We start from the raw sequence: 17,935 nt of genomic DNA on the forward strand, positions 1-17,935 counted from the left end.
GGTCTCGAAAGACTAGCGGTGCCCTGTTCGGACGTGGAAATCGCTCGATGACGATTGGGTTTCGCCTTCGGCCGCACGCCTGTGCCCCGCGGAACGTCCGGCGAATTGTCGTCGTTCTCAAAGATCGCCAGTTAAGGGTGAATGGCGCATTATGTTGCTGCGTGTTCTTACCGAGCGATGCGGGAGCCCCACTTTGCAGCCGGCATGGTCCGATCCGCCGTTCCAACCCCTTGCCGCAGGTGATCCGCGCGAGATCGGCGGCTACCGCGTTCTCGCCCGGCTGGGCGCAGGTGGCATGGGCAGGGTGTACCTGGCCAGCACCCAGAGCGGGCGGCGGCTGGCGATCAAGGTCATCCGGCCCGAATACATGGAGGATCCCGAGTTCCGCCGGCGCTTCCAGCAGGAGATCGATGCGGCGCAACGGGTGCAGAGCATCTACACCGCCCCCGTCGTCGACGCCGACACCCGCGGGGCGCAGCCGTGGCTGGCCACGGCCTGCATCCCCGGCCCCTCGCTCGCCCAGGCGGTGCGGGAACTCGGGCCGTTGCCGGTCGACACCCTGCGCGTGCTGGTCGCTGGCATCGCCGAGGCCTTGCAGGCCATTCACCGAGCCGGAATCGTACACCGCGACCTCAAGCCCGCCAACGTCCTTCTCGCCCCGGACGGGCCCCGGGTCATCGACTTCGGGATCGCTCGCGCGGCCGACAGCACCCCGCTGACCCGCTCCGGGCTGCGCATCGGGTCGCCGCAGTTCATGTCACCTGAGCAGGCCCGGGGAGAAGCGGCGAGTCCCGCCAGCGATCTCTTCGTCCTGGGCGCCACGGCCTATTTCGCGGCCACGGGCCGTACCCCTTTCGGAGAAGGCCCGGACGCCGGGGTGCTCTACCGGATCGTGCACGAGGAACCCACACTCACGGACTGCCCCGAGCCGGTCCTGTCGCTGGTGCGCGGATGCCTCGCGAAGGACCCGGAGAGTCGTCCCTCGGTCAAGCAGGTCATCGAGACGATGACGAGTGACACGGAGTCGACGAGGCCCGACTGGCTGCCACCGACGCTGGCTCACACCCTGCACCTGTACGCCGCCCCGGTGGAGACGCCGCCGGACCCGCCCCGCCGGTCGCGGGTCCGTCGTTTCGCGATCCCCGGGGCCGTCATCGCCGTCGTGCTCGCAGGCGGCGTGGCGACCGTGGTGCGGGTCGCGCAGGAACCGGAGGCCAAGGCCGCCGCGACGAGTTCGCCCGTCCCCCAGAAGGGGTCGCCCGGCGCGAGCCCGGCGGCGAGCCCGTCCGCGTCCCGTACTCCGGTCCAAGCGAAGACGCCGGCTCCCGGCCGGTATCGCATCAATCGACAGTTCTATACCGGGAGCGAATGGATTCTCACCCTGAACTACTTCGACGTGCACAAGGAATCTCTGACGGCGTACGTCGATTACCGCCCGCGGGGCCGGTCGCGACAGCTCACCTGTAAGGACGAACTTCCCACCGCCAGTGTGCTCATGCTCGCCGGCGGCCAGGCCGTCACTTCGAAGGAGACCTTCTGTTCCGCCCATCCGCACCGGAAGGACTGGACGGTGAAGGCCGGCAAGAGGTTCACCGACCACGCGGTCTTCCCGATGCCCGATGATCTCAGCAAACCGTTCACCCTGGAGTGGCAGCCCGGCCTGAGCCTCAGCGGCAAGGTCAAGGGAATACTCCTTCGCCGCCCGTGAAAAGGCGGGACCGGGCGCGGTGGCCGCCACCGCGCCCGGTCCCGTCCCCCGTACGTCAGACCTGGTGCACGGTCCCCGCGTACCGCTGGGCGAAGCGGGTGCCGGTGCTCGCGGTGACGGTGAAGTCGTACCGGCCGTCATCGGTCCGCCACGTCGTCTCGGCGTGCCGTCCGGGTCCGACCCAGATGGTCTGCTCCTTGTCGGCGAAGTCGTTCGGCGTGATCGTGAAGGCGACCTCCGCGCCGCCGTCGTTGACCAGCTTCAGCTCGACCGAGGCCTTCTCCGGGCGGCCCATGTGACGGAGCTTCGCCTCGACGGACGGCACCGCCACGTCGTCCTGACCGGCGCGCACGACCGTGCCGGAGAAGCGGCGGACGAAGCCGTCGGCCCCCTGCACCGTGAAGTCGTAGCGGCCGTCCGTCTTGGTGGTGTCCCACACGTAGGTGTGCGACGACCGCGGGGCGACCGTGAACGGCGTGCCGACGAAGGGCAGCGCGACGTTCGGCAGGACCGTGAAGTGGAAGGCGACCGTGCCGCTGTTGGTCAGCGTGCAGGTGACCTTTCCGCTCTCCCGGTCCACCGAGACGTCCGCCCAGGGCAGGTAGGGCAGCGGACGGTGCGGACGGACCCCGGACTCCTGGGCGGCCATGGACTGCTGGCCGTTCGCCGGCAGCTTCACTCCCGGCAGCGAGTTGTTCGCGTCGGCCTTGGCCATCAGCGCCACCGTGTCGGGCAGCCGCGGGATGCTGTAGTCGGGCTTGGTGAAGTCGAAGCAGCTCGTGAGGTCGCCGCACACCGCGCGCCGCCACTCGGAGATGTTCGGCTCCTTCACGCCGGTCACGTGCTCGAGGAAGCGCACCACCGAGGTGTGGTCGAACACCTGGGAGTCGACCCAGCCGCCGCGCGACCATGGTGAGATCGCCCACAGCGGGACCCGGCTGCCGAGCCCGATCGGCTTGCCGTTCGCGAACTCGTCCGGCGTGCCCGGCTCGGGGATCGGCGGGATCACGTGGTCGAAGTAGCCGTCGTTCTCGTCGTACATCAGCAGGAAGACGGTGTGCTTCCAGACGTCCGGGTTGGAGAACAACGACTGCAGCGCGGTGTTGACCCAGTGGGCGCCGTAGTCCGGGCTGGCCGCCGGGTGCTCGCAGAACAGGTACGGCGCCACGAGCCAGGAGACCGTGGGCAGGGTGCCGTCCTTGCAGTGCTTGTCGAACGCGGTCAGGTCCCACTTCGTCATCGCGTTGACGTAGCGCGGGTCGTCCTTCGGGAACGCGTGGAACTGCTTGAAGTACGACAGGGCGTTGTCGTCGTAGTCGCCGTTGCGGTCGTCCGACCCGTCGGGGTTGTGGTAGACGCGCCAGCTGACGCCGGCCTCCTCCAGCCGCTCGGCGTACGTCGTCCAGTCCGCCACCGGGTTGCCGGTGACCGGCGTGTTGTCGGTCCAGGGGCCGGTGGTGCCGTCGACGCCGGGGCCGGCCGTGCCGGTCCACAGATAGAGGCGGTTGGGGTCGGTGGGCCCGTTCAGGGAACAGAAGTAGCCGTCGCACAGGGTGAAGGCGTCGGCCAGCGCGTACTGGTAGGGGATGTCCTCACGGGTGAAGTAGCCCATGGTCCGCTCGCCCTTGGCGGAGACCCACTTGTCCATGGCGCCGCCGTCGACGGCCGTGTGCCCGGTGTCCCAGTCGTGCGGGAGACCGCCCGCGTTCTGCGCGTTGTACTTGGTGGTGTCCATCCGGAAGGGCAGCAGGTACCCCTCGGCGCGCCCTCGGGCGGGCTGGCGGAACACGGAGTCGCCGTTGGGGAACTCCAGCGCCTGCCGGTCGCCGAATCCCCGCACCCCGTTGAGGGTGCCGAAGTAGTGGTCGAAGCTGCGGTTCTCCTGCATCAGGATCACGACGTGCTTCACGTCGGCGATGCTTCCGCGCCCGTTGTCGTGTCCGTTGTCGGAGGCTTCGGCCGTGCCGCTCATGCCGGCGACGGCCGCCGCCGCTCCGGCCGCCGCGGTTGCGCCGATGAAGGCGCGACGACTGATGTCACTCATGGGTGGAGGTTCCTTAGGTCGGTCAGCCGCGTGCGGCGTTGAGGGAGAAGGTGACGACGGCCGCGGCGTGGTCGGACGGCCAGCCGTTGGCGGCGGTTCCGGGCACGGGCCGCGGCCAGCCGGTGAACAGGGAGTGGGCCTCGACGACCTTGAGCGATCCCCGGTACTGGATCTGGTCGATCCGGTCCTGCGGCTCCGCTTTCCCGTCCTCGCCGGTCGGGCGAACCGGCGACCACGTGACGCCGGGGTCCTTCGCGGGGTTCGCGTTCGCGTCGCGGAAGGCGTCGACGAGGCCCGCCTTCTGCAGGGCGTCGGTGACCGGCCAGCGGAGCCGGCCCACTCCCCCGTGCGCGGTGGCCGTGCGGGACGTCCAGTCCAGGTGGGACGGCGAGGCCAGACCGGCCGCCAGGACCACGGGAACGCCGGACGACAGGTCGTCCTTCATCGCGGCGAGCAGCGCCTGAACCTGCCGGTAGCGCAGCGTCAGCCGCTCCGCCGCCTCCACCTGTGCCGCCGTCCGGCCGGACGCCAGCGCGTACGGGCCGTAGTCGGCCTCGTCGAGCTGGGCCGTCCACAGCCGGATCGTGCGGCGGCCGGGCAGCTCGACCGTGACGGCCGCGGCGGGCAGGGCGGCGGTCGGGGCCACGACGTCGCCGAGCGGGTAGCGGCTGACGACGCCGAGGCTGCCGCCGCTCTGGTAGTGCCGCCAGCCCAGCGCCTTGGCCAGGGCCTGCGCGGCGGTGCCGCCGGTCTCCTGCAGCGCGACGATGTCGAGGCCCTGGGTGAGCACGAGGCGCAGCTGCTTTTCCAGCGTGCCGTCGACGTGCGATCCGCCGTCCCAGAGGTTCAGGGTCGCGATCTTGAACTGGACCTTGTCGCCGGTCCCGCGCACGGGCACCTGGACCGTGAGGGTCTCGCCGCCGATCACGCTGTCCTGAACGCCGACCACGAGTCGGCCCGGCGTCTTCAGCGGGATGACGGGCGCACTGCCGGTGACCTCACCGGCGGTGGTGACGGACAACCAGGAGGGCCCGCTGATGCGGCGGAAGGCGGCCGAGCCGGCCGCGTTCCCCTCCGGCCTGATCCAGAGCCCGCCCAGCTGCACCGAGACGGTCTCGCCGGCCGTGTACGGGGCGGCGGTGACGGAGTCGACCACGGCGTGCGGGCGCGGGATGACGGGCCGGACGGTGAAGCTGAACGGGGCGGTCTTGGCGAGGATGCCGTAACCGTCCTTGGCCAGCAGGTACGCGGTGAACGGGCCGCCGCTCAGGCCGGAGGTGTCCAGGGTGATGTCACCGGAGGCGCCGGGGGTGTACTCCCACACGAGCGAGCCGCCGTTGCCGGGCTGCCTGCCGCCGTCGTAGATCCCGATCCAGTTGGTGGGGTCGGGGGTCTCGGTGGCCCAGTGGAAGGTGAGCTTGTCGCCCTCGAGCGGGGCGGTCGGGGAGGTCAGCGTGATGGAGTCCGTCGACACGCCGGCGAAGCTGAACGGGGCGGTCTGGGCGAGGATGCCGTAGCCGTCCTTGGCCAGCAGGTACGCGGTGTACGGCCCGCCGGCCAGCTTCGAGGTGTCCAGGGTGAGATCGCCGGACTCTCCGGTGACATAGGCCCAGACGATCGCGGTGCCGGTGCCCGGCTTCCGGTCGCCGTCGTAGATCCCGATCCAGTTCTTGGGATCGGGTGCGTCCGTGGTCCAGTGAAAGGTCAGCCGATCGCCCTTCTGGGGGGCGGTCGGCGAGGTGAGCGTGACGGTGCTCCCGGAGGTCACGGCACGTGAGAGGGGTGACACAGGTACGGTCCTCTCTGCCCGGACATCACCTCAGCGATGCCGGGTGTGAGCAAGTTGTCTAGATAACTTGCTCAAGTAAGCCCGCTCTGGACGGCGTGCTCGTGAACGACGAGTGACCATTATCTTGGGAGTGGTGGAAGAGAATCGGGCACGGCGGGTCGTCGACGCGCTTCGCGAGCGCGGCATCAACGGAACCCTCGCGAGAGTCGGCGTCTACCAGTTCGGCGTTCGGGTCACCCTGCCCGACGGGCGCGAGGCGGAATGGGACACCGACGGCACGGCGGGCCTCGAGGCCCAGGTCATGCGCAACGGGATGCTGGTCGGGTTCGTCCCCGTGATCGAAGGGTCGGAGGACTTCGACGAGCAGCAGGTCATCGACGCCATCGCGCGCACCGACTACGACCAGCCCATCGCCAGGCAGCGCCCGGTTGCGCCGCCGCCCGGCGAGCCCCTGCCACGGGTGGGCGGCCTGTTCAGGCGCTTCCTGGACGGCTTCCGCTACCGCTGACGTCGCCCCCTGCCTGCCGGGTCAGGGCAGCAGGGGCAGCCGGCTGCCCTGCAGCCAGGTCCACAGGAACGTGTCGAGCGGCCGCGAGGCGTACCGCTGGACGTGGCCCGCGAACCCGGCGGTGGTCACCACGCCGTGCCGATGTGCGGTCGTCCAGTCGCGCAACATCGGGAAGAACACCGCGTCACCGAGCGTCCTGCGCAGGGCGTGCAGGGTCAGGGCGCCCCGCTTGTAGACGCGGTCATCGAAGATCCGGTCCGGGCCGGGGTCGGTGAGCACCAGGTCCTGCGGCAGGTCCGAGAGCCTGCGGTGCCAGCGTCGGGCGTGCTCGTCCGCGTGGTCGCCGCCCGAGTCCTCCGACCACAACCACTCGGCGTACGCGGCGAAGCCCTCGTGCAGCCAGATGTCGCGCCAGTCGGCCAACGTCAGGCTGTTGCCGTACCACTGGTGCGCCAGTTCGTGCGCGACGAGCCGTTCGTGCCGGCGCCGGCCGTCCACGTGGTTCACCCCGAAGACCGACACTCCCTGCGCCTCGATCGGGATCTCCAGCTCGTCGTCCACGACGACCACGGTGTACGCGCCGAACGGATAGGGCCCGAACCGCTCGGTGAAGGCCGCCAGCATCTGCGCCTGGCGGCCGAAGTCGTGTCTCACCCGGGCGGCCAGCCGGGCCGGGAAGGCCAGGTGCTGCGGAACCGGCCCCGGCAGCTCGACGCGCTGGTAACGCCCGATCTGGATGCTCGCGAGGTACGTCGCCATCGGCTCGTCCTGCTCGTAGACCCAGGTCGTCCCCGAGGCCGCCCTGCGCCTGGAGACCAGACGGCCGTTGGCGACGACCTGATAGGGCGCGCCCGCGGTCACCGAGATCCGGTACGTGGCCTTGTCGCCCGGCCGGTCGTTGCAGGGGAACCACGACGGCGCGCCGGTCGGCTGGCTGGCCACGAGCGCGCCGTCGGTCAGTTCCTCCCACCCCAGCCCGCCCCAGTGACTCCGCACGGGACGGGGGGTGCCGGAGTAGCGGACCTCGACGGTGACCGGTTCGCCCGGGGGCAGCGACCTGCCGGGCGTGATCCGGAGCTTGCCGTCGCGATGGGTGTGTGGCAGGCGCTCCCCGCCGAGCAGGACCTGCGCGACCCGGAAGACGCCCAGATCCAGCGTGAGCCGGTCCAGCGGCTCCACGGGGATCACCGTGAGCCGGGCGATGCCGTCCAGCCGGTTGGAGGCAAGCCGGTAGTCCAGCGTGAGGTCGTAGTGGCCGACCCGGTAGCTCTCGTCGCCGTGGTCGGGGAAGTAGGGGTGGAGCACGCTCACGTTCCGTCGGGATCCCAGCATCAGTCGGAGGGAGCCCACGCCACGATCGGGTTGCCGAACCAGCGGGTCTGGGGCGGCACGGACTCGCCGCGCATCACCAGGGACGCCGGGCCCACCGTGGTGTCCGCCCCGACCGTGGCCGCGGGCAGGACGACCCCGTGCGGGCCGAGCGTCGCTCCCTTGTGCAGGACAACCGTATCGATGCTCATGACCCGATCATGGAACAGATGGGTCTGCAGAACACATCCCCGGTTGACGCACGAGCCGTCGCCCAGCTCGATCAGGTCCGCTTCGGGAAGCCAGTAGGTGTTGCAGGTGACGCCGCGCCCGATGCGGGCGCCCAGCGAGCGGAGCCACAGGTTCAGCGGGGCGGTGCCCAGCCACGGCTCGGCGAACCACGGAGCGGCCAGCACCTCGACGAAGTTGTCGGCCAGCTCGTTGCGCCACACGAACGAGCTCCACAGGGGCCGGTTGCCCGCGGCGATCCGGCCGACGATCACCCACTTGGCCAGGCTCGCGACCACCGCGGCCACGAGTCCCGCGCCGAGGAGGACCACCCCGCCCAGCAGGGCCGCGACGCCGAAGCCGTACGACACCGCGAGCCGTTCGAGAGCAGCGAGGACGAGCACGGCGAGCGCCACCGTGGCCATGGCGGGGACGATCCGGCACAGTTCGACCGCCGCCCGCGCGACCTTCAGCCGCCGCGGCGGATCGTAGGTGCGGCTGCGGTCGCCGCCCTCCACCGTGCGGCGGAGCAGAACAGGCGGCATGCCCAGATAGGACGAGCCGACCTTCGCCTTCTTCGGGGTCGCCGACAACACGCCGACCAGGCCGTCCTTGGGGACCTTCCGGCCGGGAGCGGTCATCCCCGAGTTGCCGAGGAAGGCCCGCTTGCCGATGCGGGCGTTCGCGACCCGCAGGCGGCCGCCTTCCAGCTCGTACGGGGCGACCATGGTGTCGTCGGCGAGGAAGGCGCCGTCGCCGACGGAGGTCATGGACGGCAACGCCAGCACGGTCGACAGCTCGACGTCCCGCCCGACCTTCATGCCGAGGGCGCGCAGCCACGACGGCGTGAGAACACTGGCGTAGAGCGGGAACAGCCAGACGCGTGCCATCGCCATCAGGTGGCCGGTCGCCCACGCCTGCCACGCCTGGCGGCTGTGCACGGGATGGCTTCCCTCGCGCAGGCCGACCGCGAGCAGCCGGACGCAGACGAAGATCGCCAGCGCGAACGCGGCCATCGACACAAGCGTCGCGAGCGGCACGGCGTACATGGCGGAGGCGAGCGGCGACGCGCTGTCCCGCAGGAAGGCGACGAGGACGGCGAGGCCGGGGACGGCCGCGACCACGGGGAGCAGGCTCAGCACCAGCGCGGACACGCCGTAGCCGGCGACCCAGCGCCGCGTGCGCGCCGGACGCTCCTCGGGCTTGCGCGCCTTGCCCTGCCGTACGGCGGGGGCACCCGCCCAGCGCTCACCGGAGGGAACCGTGCCGATCACGGCGGACCCGGGGGCGATCTGGGCGTTCTTCCCGATCTTGACGCCGGGGAGCAGGGTCGAGCGGGAGCCTACGGTCGCGCCGGGGCCGACGCGGATCTCGCCGACGCGGACGAGGTCGCCGTCGTGCCAGTATCCGCTCAGGTCGACCTCGGGCTCGACGGCGGCGTTCGCGCCGAGGCGCAGCAGCCCGGTGATCGGAGGCAGGGAGTGCAGGTCGGCGTCCTTGCCGATCTTCGCGCCGAGCGCCCTGGCGTAGTAGGTGACCCATGGGGCGCCCGACAGGCCGGGGACGCCCAGGCGGGCGGCGAGCTGCTCGGCGAACCAGAGCCGCAGGTGCACGTGGCCGCCGCGCGGGTAGGCCCCCGGCCCCACCCCGCGCAGGAGCAGGCGGGCGCCCCCGGCGGCGATGGCCATGCGCCCCGCGGGTGTGAAGAACAGCAGCCACCCGGCGAGCACCCAGCCCCACGAGACGGCGGGAGCCCAGGGCAGGGAGACGACGTTGTTGATCGTGGCCAGCGCCGTCAGCCAGCGCAGCGCGCCCACGGTGAGGAGCGGCACCATGAGCACCGCCTGCGCGATCGCGGACCTCCTGGGCATCGGCGTGACGACCCGGTCGGTGGTGGCGATCTCCTCGGTGCGCGGCGCCGACAGATGTGCCGCCAGCCCGCCCAGCGTCGGATGATCGTAGATGTCCCCGACGGCCGCGCCCGGATACTCGGCGCGCAGGGCGGAGACCAGCCGCGCAGCCGCCAGGCTGGTGCCGCCCTCGGTGAAGAAGTCGGCCGCGGGGTGATCCGGGGTCACGCCGAGGACCTCGCCCCAGCGCTCGGCCAGCCACAGCTCCGGGCCGGACAGCTCGGCGCCGGGAGCCCGCTCCTCCGACGCGCCGATGGGGAGCGGCCATGGGAGCGCATCACGGTCGATCTTGCCGGAGGTCCGGGTGGGCAGGGCGTCGACGATCGCCAGGCGCGGGACGAGCGCGGCGGGCAGAGTCTCCCTCAGCCGGCTCGTCGCCTGGTCCTGGTCGAAGCCCGCACCGGGAACGAGGTAACCGATCAGGAGCTGGTTGCCCCCGCCGGCGGTGCGGACCGCCGCCGCCGCGCCGGCGACGCCCGGGAGCGCCTGCAGCGCGGCGTCGACCTCGCCGAGCTCGATGCGGCGGCCGCCCAGCTTGATCTGCTCGTCGGCCCGGCCGTTGAAGATGAGTCCCTCGGCCTCGGCGCGGACCAGGTCGCCGCTCCGGTAGGCCCGCGCCCAGCCGAGCGACGGGAGCGGGGCGTATTTCTCCGCGTCCTTGACCGGGTCGAGATAGCGGGCGAGACCCACCCCGCCGATGACCAGCTCGCCGGTCTCCCCCAAGGGCACCGGCTCGCCGTCCCGGTCGACGACGGCCAGATCCCATCCGTCGAGCGGGAGGCCGATCCGGACCGGGCCCTCCCCCGTCATCCGGGCCGCGCAGGCGACCACGGTGGCCTCGGTTGGACCGTAGGTGTTCCAGACCTCCCGCCCGGGCACCGCGAGCCGTTCCGCCAGCTCGGGCGGGCAGGCCTCGCCGCCGAAGATCAGCAGGCGGACGCGGTCGAGCGTCTCGACGGGCCACAGGGCCGCCAGTGTGGGCACCGTGGACACGATCGTGATGCCCCTGTCGACCAGCCACGGCCCGAGGTCCATACCGGTCCGCACGAGCGCACGAGGTGCGGCCACCAGGCAGCCGCCGTGCCGCCACGCCAGCCACATCTCCTCACAGGACGCGTCGAACGCGACCGACAGCCCGGCGAGCACCCGGTCACCCGGCCCGATGGGCCGCCCGGACAGGAACAGCCGCGCCTCCGCGTCCACGAAGGCCGCCGCGCTCCGATGGGTCACCGCGACGCCCTTGGGCTTGCCCGTCGACCCGGAAGTGAAGATCATCCATGCGTCGTCGTCCAGGCCGGGAGGTCCCGTACGGCCCTGCGGGGTCCCGGTGACGTCGAGAGTCTCTCCGAGGACCGCGCAGACGTCCGCCTCGGAGAAGACGAGCTCGGCCCGTTCGTCCGGATCGTCGGCGTCGACGGGGACATAGGCGGCGCCGGCGGCCAGAACGCCGAGGATCGCGATATAGAGCCCAGCCGTGCCGGACGGACGGCGCACTCCGACGCGGTCGCCGGGGCCGATGCCCGCGGCACGCAGCTCGGCGGCCGTCCGGTCGACCTCGGCCCTCAGGCCGAGATAGTCGAGACGGGTGTGGCCGTCGTCGAGCGCCAGCGCGTGGGGGTGACGCCGTACCGTGCCGTCGAGAATGTCGATCAGCGTCCTCGGCCGGGGAGCGGCCCCGCTCGACAGGAAGACGGCGCGGGTGTCCCACAGGAGATCGGCGTCGTGACCGGGCTCGGCGATGAAAGGACGCAAAACAAGTCTCCTTCGATGTCCGCGTACCTGGCAGTGGCTCCCCGAGGGGATCGCGCGTACCGCGCGGGCATCGAGCCCTTCGCCGTGATCGTTCCGTAGTGTCCAGAACGGCCAACGATATGGATCTATTCCATGAACATCAGGCGAATAGCCGGATTCGCCGTGACCGTCGGCCTTCGGAGGGCCCCGCATCGGTCGTGGCGGATGATTGTTGCGAGAGTATCCCTGGACCCCTGAAGCCCCAGGAACCACTGTGGGAGGAACCATGCCGAGGATCTGCGTCACCGGAGCGAGTGGGAAGCTCGGTCGGAGCGTGGTGCGCGACCTGCTCGAACACGGCTTCGAGGTGGTGGCGACCGATGTCAGGCCCGGACCGCCCGATCTCGGTGCCCAGGTTCTCGTCGCGGACCTGACCGAGTACGGCCAGGCCGTCGAGGTTCTGCAGGGCGTGGACGCCGTCGTGCACCTGGCCAATATCCCGGCGCCGGGCCTGCGGACCCCCTCGGAGACCTTCAACGACAACACGGTCATGAACTCGAACGTTTTCCTGGCCGCGGCGCAGCTGAAGATCGGCCGGGTCGTGTGGGCCTCGAGCGAGACGACCCTGGGCCTGCCGTTCGACGTGCCTCCGCGCTACGCCCCCGTCGACGAGGCCCACTACCCGTACCCGACCTCGACCTACGCGTTGTCGAAGGTGGTCACGGAGACCCTGGCCGAGCACGTCTCCGGATGGTCGGGCATCCCCTTCGTGGCGCTGCGCTTTTCGAACGTCCTCGGCCCCGACGACTACCAGGCGTTCCCCGGTTACTGGGACGACGCGCGGCTGCGCCGCTGGAACCTGTGGGGGTACATCGACACCCGGGACGCCGCCGCCTCCTGCCGGCTGGCCCTCGACGCGCCTGTGCAGGGTGCCCGGAGCTTCATCATCGCAGCGGCCGACACCGTGATGAACCGGCCGTCGGCGGACCTGCTGAAGGAGGTCTACCCGGGCGTGGAGCTGACCCGTGAGATCGGGGAGTTCGAGACGCTGCTCGCCATCGACGACGCCAGGGAGGTCCTCGGCTTCGTGCCGCAGCACACCTGGCGCGACCACGTGACGCCGTAGCGCCGGAACTGCGGGCCGCCGGCCCGGGCGACCCGGCCCGGTGGTCACGCTCCTCGGTCGGGATCCCCCGTCAGCAGGCGCGCTCCTTGGGCGAATAGCGGAGCAGGACGACGTCTCCGATCGGCCGCGCCTCGAGGAGTCGCATCCGGGCGAGCGGGCCCCCGGGATAGTCCGCGGGGCCGAGGAACCTCGGCGCCTGCGCCTGGCCCACCAGCAGGGGGGCGACGGCCACGTGCACCTCGTCCGCCAGGTTCGCGGACATGAGCTGTGTGTGGACGGTGCCTCCGCCCTCGACCATGAGGCGCCTGACGCCGCGACGGCCGAGTTCGTCGAGGACGGCCGGCCAGTCGAGCTCCGGACCGGTACTGACCACGTCGGCCAGGGAGCCGATCGTGTCGAGCAGCTTCGCCACCGCCGAGTCGACCGTGAAGACCAGCTTGTCCCCGCCGCAGTGCCACAGCGCGAGGGCGGGGTCCAGGTCGCCGGAGCCGGTGACCACGACCTTCATCGGGTATTCGGGCAGGCCCTTCGCGACCCGCGCGGCCCGGCGCTCGGGTGAGCCGACCAGCAGGCGGGGATTGTCGCGGCGCACGGCCGTGGCCCCGAGGAGGATCGCGTCGACGCCGGCGCGGACGTCGTCGACCCGGTCGAAGTCCAGCGCGTTGGACAGGAGCAGACGCTCGGGGCTCGTGTCGTCCAGATACCCGTCGACGCTCACCGCGGCGGAGAGCAGCACATACGGACGGGGGTTGCCCGCCTGGGGGGTGTTCGCCGTGTTCGCCATGGCTCCGGTGTTCCCCGCTCTCGGCGTCAGCTCGCGAGTCCGGTGAGGGCGATCGTGTGTCCGGTGCGGTCGATCTTGGCACGCAGGTAGCGCATGTTGCTCTCGGTGGCGAACACCCCGGTGGGCACCCGGCGCCGCACCGCGACGCCGAGCCCGGATAACTGGCGTGCCTTGTCGGGGTTGTTGGAGAGCAGGTCGATCGCACCGATGCCCAGCACGCCGAGCATCTGGGCGGCGACGGTGTAGTCCCTGCCGTCCTCGGGCAGCCCGAGGGCCGCGTTGGCCGCGTAGGTGTCCAGTCCCTCATCCTGCAGCGCGTACGCGTCGAGCTTGTTGTACAGGCCGATGCCACGGCCCTCCTGCCGCAGATAGAGCAGGACCCCACCGGCCGCGGAGACGCGCTCGACGGCCTCACGCAACTGCGGTCCGCAATCGCAGCGCGCCGACCCGAACACGTCGCCCGTGAGGCATTCGGAATGCAGGCGGACCAGCGGGATCTCCCCGAGCTCACCGAACACCAGGGCGACGTGCTCGCCGGCGTCGGTCAGACCCCGGAAGGTGACAGCCTCGGCCGTTGCGCTGAAGCCGTCGCCGAACCGCAGGGGGATGCGGACCCTGGTTCGGACGGCGGCTTCCGCGGGCGTGGAGCTCATGCTGGTCTCCGATCGAATGGGTGTTCAAACTCGAACAGGGGTAGAACCGTACTCTTTGCTTCGAATTCGAACAACCCTTTCGGACCCCACCGCATGACAGCCGACAAGTCACCGAATGTGCCACGAGCAGTCAACCCGCGTGGACCGACAGCCGGCCGAGCAGCGCCGACAGTCCCGAGGCCAGACCGGCGAACTCTTCCCGGCTGAGGCCGCTGACGAACACTTCACGGACCAGGGCGGCATGCCCCGGCGCAGCGGCGCGGAGCGCGGCCCACCCCTCATCGGTGAGCGAGGCGATGACTCCCCGGACATCGGTGGGGCAGGCCCGACGCCGCACCAGGCCCGCCTTCTCCAACTGGGCGACCTGATAGGTCAGGCCGCTCTTGGAGGTGAACGCGGCGCCCGCGAGCTCGGTCATCCGCAGCTCTCCGTCCGGCGCGTCCGACAGCCGGACCAGAACCTCGTACTGCGAATGGGACAGGCCCGAGTCGTCCTTGAGCTGCTGCTCGACCAGGCGGTTGATGATGGCGCCCGTCGCGAGAAATGCCTGCCAGGCGCTCAACTCGTGCTCGTCGAGCCACGCGGGTTCGTCCATGTCCTCACGGTACAACCAGTTGTTCAAACCCGAACCAACAGCCCGGCACGAACGGACGGCACAACCGTCCCCTGGGCCCGGCGAGGCCACGGAGCGAACCGGGACGGCGAAGGCGGCCGGCCGTACATGGCCCGGGTGGCGGCCTAGACTCCGGCTGTGAAGAGCGACGACCTCGAGTCGATGAGCGTGCTCGCCGATCCCGTACGGCGGGACCTGTACCGCTTCGTCGCCGCGCAGGGGCGGGACGTCGGGCGGAACGAGGCGGCCGAGGCGACCGGCGTCCAGCGCACGCTCGCCGCCTTCCACCTCGACAAGCTGGTCGACGCCGGTCTGCTGGAGGCGGATTTCCGCCGGCTCAATGAGCGCAGGGGGCCGGGCAGCGGACGGCCGGCGAAGGTCTATCGCAGAAGCGGGCCGGAACGGACGGTGAGCCTTCCGCCCCGGGACTACCGGACCCTCGCCCTCGTCCTGGCCGAAGTGGTCGACCGGCTCGACGGCGACAGCGAGGGGCAGGACGCGGCCCGCCGCACAGGTGAGCGCCTGGCGGCGGCGAGCGAGAACACCACGCTGACGGACGTCCTGGTCGAGCGCGGATACGAGCCGTACGAGGAGGACGGGCGGATCAGACTGCGCAACTGCCCGTTCCACGTACTGGCCGAGACGCACCCCGTGCTCGTCTGCTCGATGAACCTCGCGATGTGCGAGGGCCTGCTTCGCGGTCTGGGCGAGGACCGGCTCACGGCGGCGCTCGACGCCCGCCCCGGCGAGTGCTGCGTCGTGTTCGCCGCGAAGGACGTCTCCGGGTAGGGCCCCGAAAACCCTTCTAAAAACAATCAAGGCTGACATAGAATCCGGCCATGCATCTGGCCCAGCTGAACGTCGCGCACCTCATCGCCCCCATCGACGGTCCCGAGCTGGCGGACTTCGTCGCCGCGCTGGAACCCATCTATGCCATCGCCGACTCGGCGCCCGGGTTCGTCTGGCGCATGAAGCAGAGCGACGACCCCACCGAGGTCATCACCCACGAGTACGGCGACGACCTGCTGGTCAACGTGTCGGTGTGGGAGTCGCGCGAGGCGTTGTGGAATTTCGTCTACCGCAGCCCCCACCTGGAGCTACTACGCCGCCGCCGCGAATGGTTCCTCCGTACGGCTGTGCCGTACACGCTGATGTGGTGGGTGCCCGAAGGACACGTGCCGACGCTCGGCGAGGCCATGGAGCGGCTCGAGTCGCTCCGGACCCGGGGGCCGGGGCCGGAGGCGTTCACGTTCAAGGAGTTCTACGAGCCCGGCGCCGCGGGGGCGTCCCCCTCCCGCGCGGAAATCCCGCAGTGACCTGCCCGTCAATCCCGCAGTGACCTGCCCGTCGTGCGCGCGGCCGGGAGCTCTCGCACGACGGACCCTCAGCAGGAGTCAGGCTGGCGGAACGCCCGGCGCTCAGCCGCCCGGACCGACCTCGTTGTTCGGCGCGCCGTCACCCACTGTCGGGAGGTCGCCCCGCTCGACCGGCGTGCGCGGCGGCTCCGGAGTCCCGGTCCCGTCACCGGCGACGTGCCGCGCACCGGCGACCGCGTCCTTCAGCGTTTCCCGCGTCACCTCGTTCAGCATCCCGTTGAGCAGGATGAAGTGATCGCCCCGGACCACGATGTACTCGTGGCGAGCACCGGCCTTCCGGTACCAGCCCACCTCGTCGTGCTCGCAGGTGACGGGGGCGTCGACGGCGTTGTGAACGGGCCTCTCCACGCACATGTCGTCGCCGAACGCGCCGCGGTCCACCCGCAGCTCCACTGTCCGCCCCTCGGGTGAGGAGTAGAAGGCGCCGAACCCCTCCTCGTTGACGACGCCCAGCGACTGCCCGGCCAGCGTGTAACCCGGCACGTCCACCACATAGATGAGATCCGCGGCGACGCCCTGGGCACGTATCCGCTCGAGATCCGCCGCCGGCAGCGATGCCCCGGAGTCGCGCCCGACGAAGGCGACGAGGCCGAAGACGGCAAGCACGAGGACGACGACGCCCGATGCCACAAGCAAGATCGATCGGATCTGCACCCGGCCATCCTGTCGCATGCTCTGTCCGTATCGCCAGCCGGGCGCCCACTGTCGTGAACCCGCGGTCGGGTGACAGACGCCCCCGATCCCCGGTTACTGTGCCGCGAGTGGGAGCCTTTCACCGCGATAAGCCAGGCAGCCGATCTCGGACGCGCCGACGTCAAGGGAGCGCTGGCGACGAGATACCGGGTGTCGCTACCCGCGTGGGAGGTCTTCGCACACGCGCCGCTGTGGTTGGCCGCCGCCCTGGACGAGCTCAAGGCGGCCGATCGGCAGATATGGGTGGACATCTACCTCGGACTCGACGGGAGACCGCGGCGAATCGAGGCCGGCGTCAGCTTTCCCGCACCGAACGGCACCGCGCAGCGAAGCCTCAAACTGTCGGAGGACCTGACCCAGGTCGGAAAGCCCATCCTCGTGCAGGCTCCACGCCCTGAGGACATCACGGTCACCCCTCCATCAGGACTTTTCCCGGTGACCCCACCTGCGTGAGCGCGCCGGTTCGACTGAACCCGGACGCGGGATCCCTCTGGCCAGGCCTCAGGGGAATGCGACAATCAGCGACATGGCCGCCTTCAAACGACTCACCGTCGAGGAAGCACGGACACTCAGCCGCGACGAACTCCTGCCGCGCGTCGAAGCCGAACAACACCACTGGGACCGGCTCATTTCCCGCGGCCAGATCCGCGTCGGCGAGGACGAGGCCTACAAGACCTTCCTCCGCATCACGCACGTGGTCATCGATCCCATGGCCAGAGACGAACGCCACGACCCGGACTTCTGGACGAAGCCCCTCGGCGAGCTCGGCGAACTCTGACCCGCACGTCCCCATGGGACAGGGGCTCGCATCTCGGCCGCCGCCACCGATAGCGTTAGCCGACACTTACGCTTGGAGGGCTCCATGAAGTACGTGATGTTCTACGACTCCGGTGACGACGTCGCGTCGAAGTCACCCGCCCACTTCGCCGCCCACCGCGCCCGACTCGACGAGTTCCACGACCAGGGCACGCTGCTGATGGTCGGCACCTTCGGCGACCCGCAGAACGAGGGCTCGATGGCCGTGTTCACCACCCGCGAAGCAGCCGAGGAGTTCGCCAGGGAAGACCCCTTTGTCCTGAACGGTGTGGTCCGCAACTGGTACGTCCGTGAATGGAATGAGATCTTCGCATGACCCGATCCCCGGCGAGCCGTACGCCCGGACGTCGCGTCCTCCTGACCTGAGACCGACCGGACTCCTGGCCTGAGACCCGACCGGGTGGAACAGGGCCCTTTCGATTCTCACGGAATCACGAGCGGCTTCCGTGAGAATCGAAACCCCGGTGCCGTACCGCGAGGCCGCCCCGACCGCCGCGGTTCGCGCAGCGGCCGCACCGATCGAGATCTCCTCCACTAGAGTTGATCCGGGTCGTGACTGGCGCTGAGGTGGAGCACCACCGGGGAGCGGCCCGACGGGCATCGTCGAAGCCGTGCGCCTGGGCGAGATCACCTGACGCCTGGGAGAAG

Annotated in this window: 16 protein-coding genes and 1 riboswitch; of the genes, 8 read left to right on the forward strand and 8 right to left on the reverse strand. The window is 70.6% G+C overall.

Annotated elements, in window-relative coordinates:
- The first annotated feature begins 193 nt into the window (after positions 1-193).
- A complete protein-coding gene (locus Pph01_RS35205; RefSeq protein ID WP_204077544.1) occupies positions 194-1,708 on the forward strand; it encodes a serine/threonine-protein kinase in 1,515 nt (504 codons plus the stop codon).
- A 55-nt stretch (positions 1,709-1,763) separates the two neighbouring features.
- Here Pph01_RS35205 and Pph01_RS35210 read toward each other — a convergent pair whose 3' ends face one another.
- Both Pph01_RS35210 and Pph01_RS35215 read right to left on the reverse strand, forming a co-directional pair.
- The gene (locus Pph01_RS35210; protein WP_204077545.1) at positions 1,764-3,752 is read right to left on the reverse strand and encodes a phosphocholine-specific phospholipase C; all 1,989 of its coding nucleotides are present in this window, start codon (positions 3,750-3,752) and stop codon (positions 1,764-1,766) included.
- A gap of 22 nt (positions 3,753-3,774) precedes the next feature.
- Positions 3,775-5,541 carry an endonuclease/exonuclease/phosphatase family protein gene (locus tag Pph01_RS35215; RefSeq protein ID WP_204077546.1) on the reverse strand — a complete coding sequence of 589 codons (1,767 nt, stop codon included), beginning with the start codon at positions 5,539-5,541 and terminating at the stop codon, positions 3,775-3,777.
- A 133-nt stretch (positions 5,542-5,674) separates the two neighbouring features.
- Here Pph01_RS35215 and Pph01_RS35220 point away from each other — a divergent pair, with 133 nt between their 5' ends.
- A complete protein-coding gene (locus Pph01_RS35220) occupies positions 5,675-6,049 on the forward strand; it encodes a hypothetical protein (RefSeq protein WP_204077547.1) in 375 nt (124 codons plus the stop codon).
- A gap of 21 nt (positions 6,050-6,070) precedes the next feature.
- Here the strand turns inward: Pph01_RS35220 and Pph01_RS35225 are convergent, their stop codons facing one another.
- Together Pph01_RS35225 and Pph01_RS35230 are read right to left on the reverse strand one after the other, a co-directional pair.
- Entirely contained in the window at positions 6,071-7,381 is a 1,311-nt protein-coding gene (locus tag Pph01_RS35225; protein WP_204077548.1) for a M1 family metallopeptidase, read from the reverse strand.
- Complete coding sequence (locus tag Pph01_RS35230; protein ID WP_239117244.1) at positions 7,381-11,247, reverse strand: Pls/PosA family non-ribosomal peptide synthetase; 3,867 nt, start codon at positions 11,245-11,247, stop codon at positions 7,381-7,383. Before Pph01_RS35230 ends, Pph01_RS35225 begins: the two co-directional genes overlap by 1 nt.
- A 265-nt stretch (positions 11,248-11,512) precedes the next feature.
- Here Pph01_RS35230 and Pph01_RS35235 point away from each other — a divergent pair, with 265 nt between their 5' ends.
- Positions 11,513-12,352, forward strand: a complete 840-nt coding sequence (locus Pph01_RS35235) for an NAD-dependent epimerase/dehydratase family protein (protein ID WP_204077550.1) — start codon at positions 11,513-11,515, stop codon at positions 12,350-12,352.
- Positions 12,353-12,422: 70 nt separating this feature from the next.
- Here the strand turns inward: Pph01_RS35235 and Pph01_RS35240 are convergent, their stop codons facing one another.
- The 3 genes from Pph01_RS35240 to Pph01_RS35250 all read right to left on the reverse strand — a co-directional run bounded on the left by Pph01_RS35240 (position 12,423) and on the right by Pph01_RS35250 (position 14,384).
- Positions 12,423-13,136: a RibD family protein gene (locus Pph01_RS35240; RefSeq protein WP_204077551.1), complete on the reverse strand. Its 714-nt coding sequence runs from the start codon at positions 13,134-13,136 to the stop codon at positions 12,423-12,425.
- 26 nt (positions 13,137-13,162) lie between these two features.
- Positions 13,163-13,789, reverse strand: coding sequence for a GTP cyclohydrolase II (locus Pph01_RS35245; RefSeq protein WP_204077552.1), 627 nt, complete (start codon positions 13,787-13,789; stop codon positions 13,163-13,165).
- A 130-nt stretch (positions 13,790-13,919) separates the two neighbouring features.
- On the reverse strand, positions 13,920-14,384 hold the full coding sequence (locus Pph01_RS35250) for a MarR family winged helix-turn-helix transcriptional regulator (RefSeq protein ID WP_204077553.1): 465 nt from the start codon (positions 14,382-14,384) through the stop codon (positions 13,920-13,922).
- Between the two features lie 156 nt (positions 14,385-14,540).
- Between Pph01_RS35250 and Pph01_RS35255 the strand changes: the two genes are divergently transcribed.
- Positions 14,541-15,191 (forward strand): helix-turn-helix transcriptional regulator, encoded by a 651-nt coding sequence (locus Pph01_RS35255; RefSeq protein ID WP_239117245.1) that lies wholly within the window; start codon positions 14,541-14,543, stop codon positions 15,189-15,191.
- 50 nt (positions 15,192-15,241) lie between these two features.
- Positions 15,242-15,718 (forward strand): DUF3291 domain-containing protein, encoded by a 477-nt coding sequence (locus tag Pph01_RS35260; RefSeq protein WP_204077554.1) that lies wholly within the window; start codon positions 15,242-15,244, stop codon positions 15,716-15,718.
- 102 nt (positions 15,719-15,820) lie between these two features.
- Here the strand turns inward: Pph01_RS35260 and Pph01_RS35265 are convergent, their stop codons facing one another.
- Positions 15,821-16,432 (reverse strand): hypothetical protein, encoded by a 612-nt coding sequence (locus Pph01_RS35265; protein WP_204077555.1) that lies wholly within the window; start codon positions 16,430-16,432, stop codon positions 15,821-15,823.
- Positions 16,433-16,501: 69 nt separating this feature from the next.
- Here Pph01_RS35265 and Pph01_RS35270 point away from each other — a divergent pair, with 69 nt between their 5' ends.
- From Pph01_RS35270 to Pph01_RS35280, 3 genes are all read left to right on the forward strand, one after another.
- The gene (locus Pph01_RS35270) at positions 16,502-16,924 is read left to right on the forward strand and encodes a hypothetical protein (protein WP_204077556.1); all 423 of its coding nucleotides are present in this window, start codon (positions 16,502-16,504) and stop codon (positions 16,922-16,924) included.
- Between the two features lie 73 nt (positions 16,925-16,997).
- Positions 16,998-17,249, forward strand: coding sequence for a hypothetical protein (locus tag Pph01_RS35275; RefSeq protein WP_204077557.1), 252 nt, complete (start codon positions 16,998-17,000; stop codon positions 17,247-17,249).
- A gap of 84 nt (positions 17,250-17,333) precedes the next feature.
- Positions 17,334-17,603 (forward strand): YciI family protein, encoded by a 270-nt coding sequence (locus Pph01_RS35280; protein ID WP_204077558.1) that lies wholly within the window; start codon positions 17,334-17,336, stop codon positions 17,601-17,603.
- 226 nt (positions 17,604-17,829) lie between these two features.
- Positions 17,830-17,917, forward strand: a riboswitch (ZMP/ZTP riboswitch).
- Positions 17,918-17,935: the final 18 nt, after the last annotated feature.

It is taken from the genome of Planotetraspora phitsanulokensis, assembly GCF_016863295.1.
Taxonomy (GTDB): Bacteria; Actinomycetota; Actinomycetes; order Streptosporangiales; family Streptosporangiaceae; genus Planotetraspora; species Planotetraspora phitsanulokensis.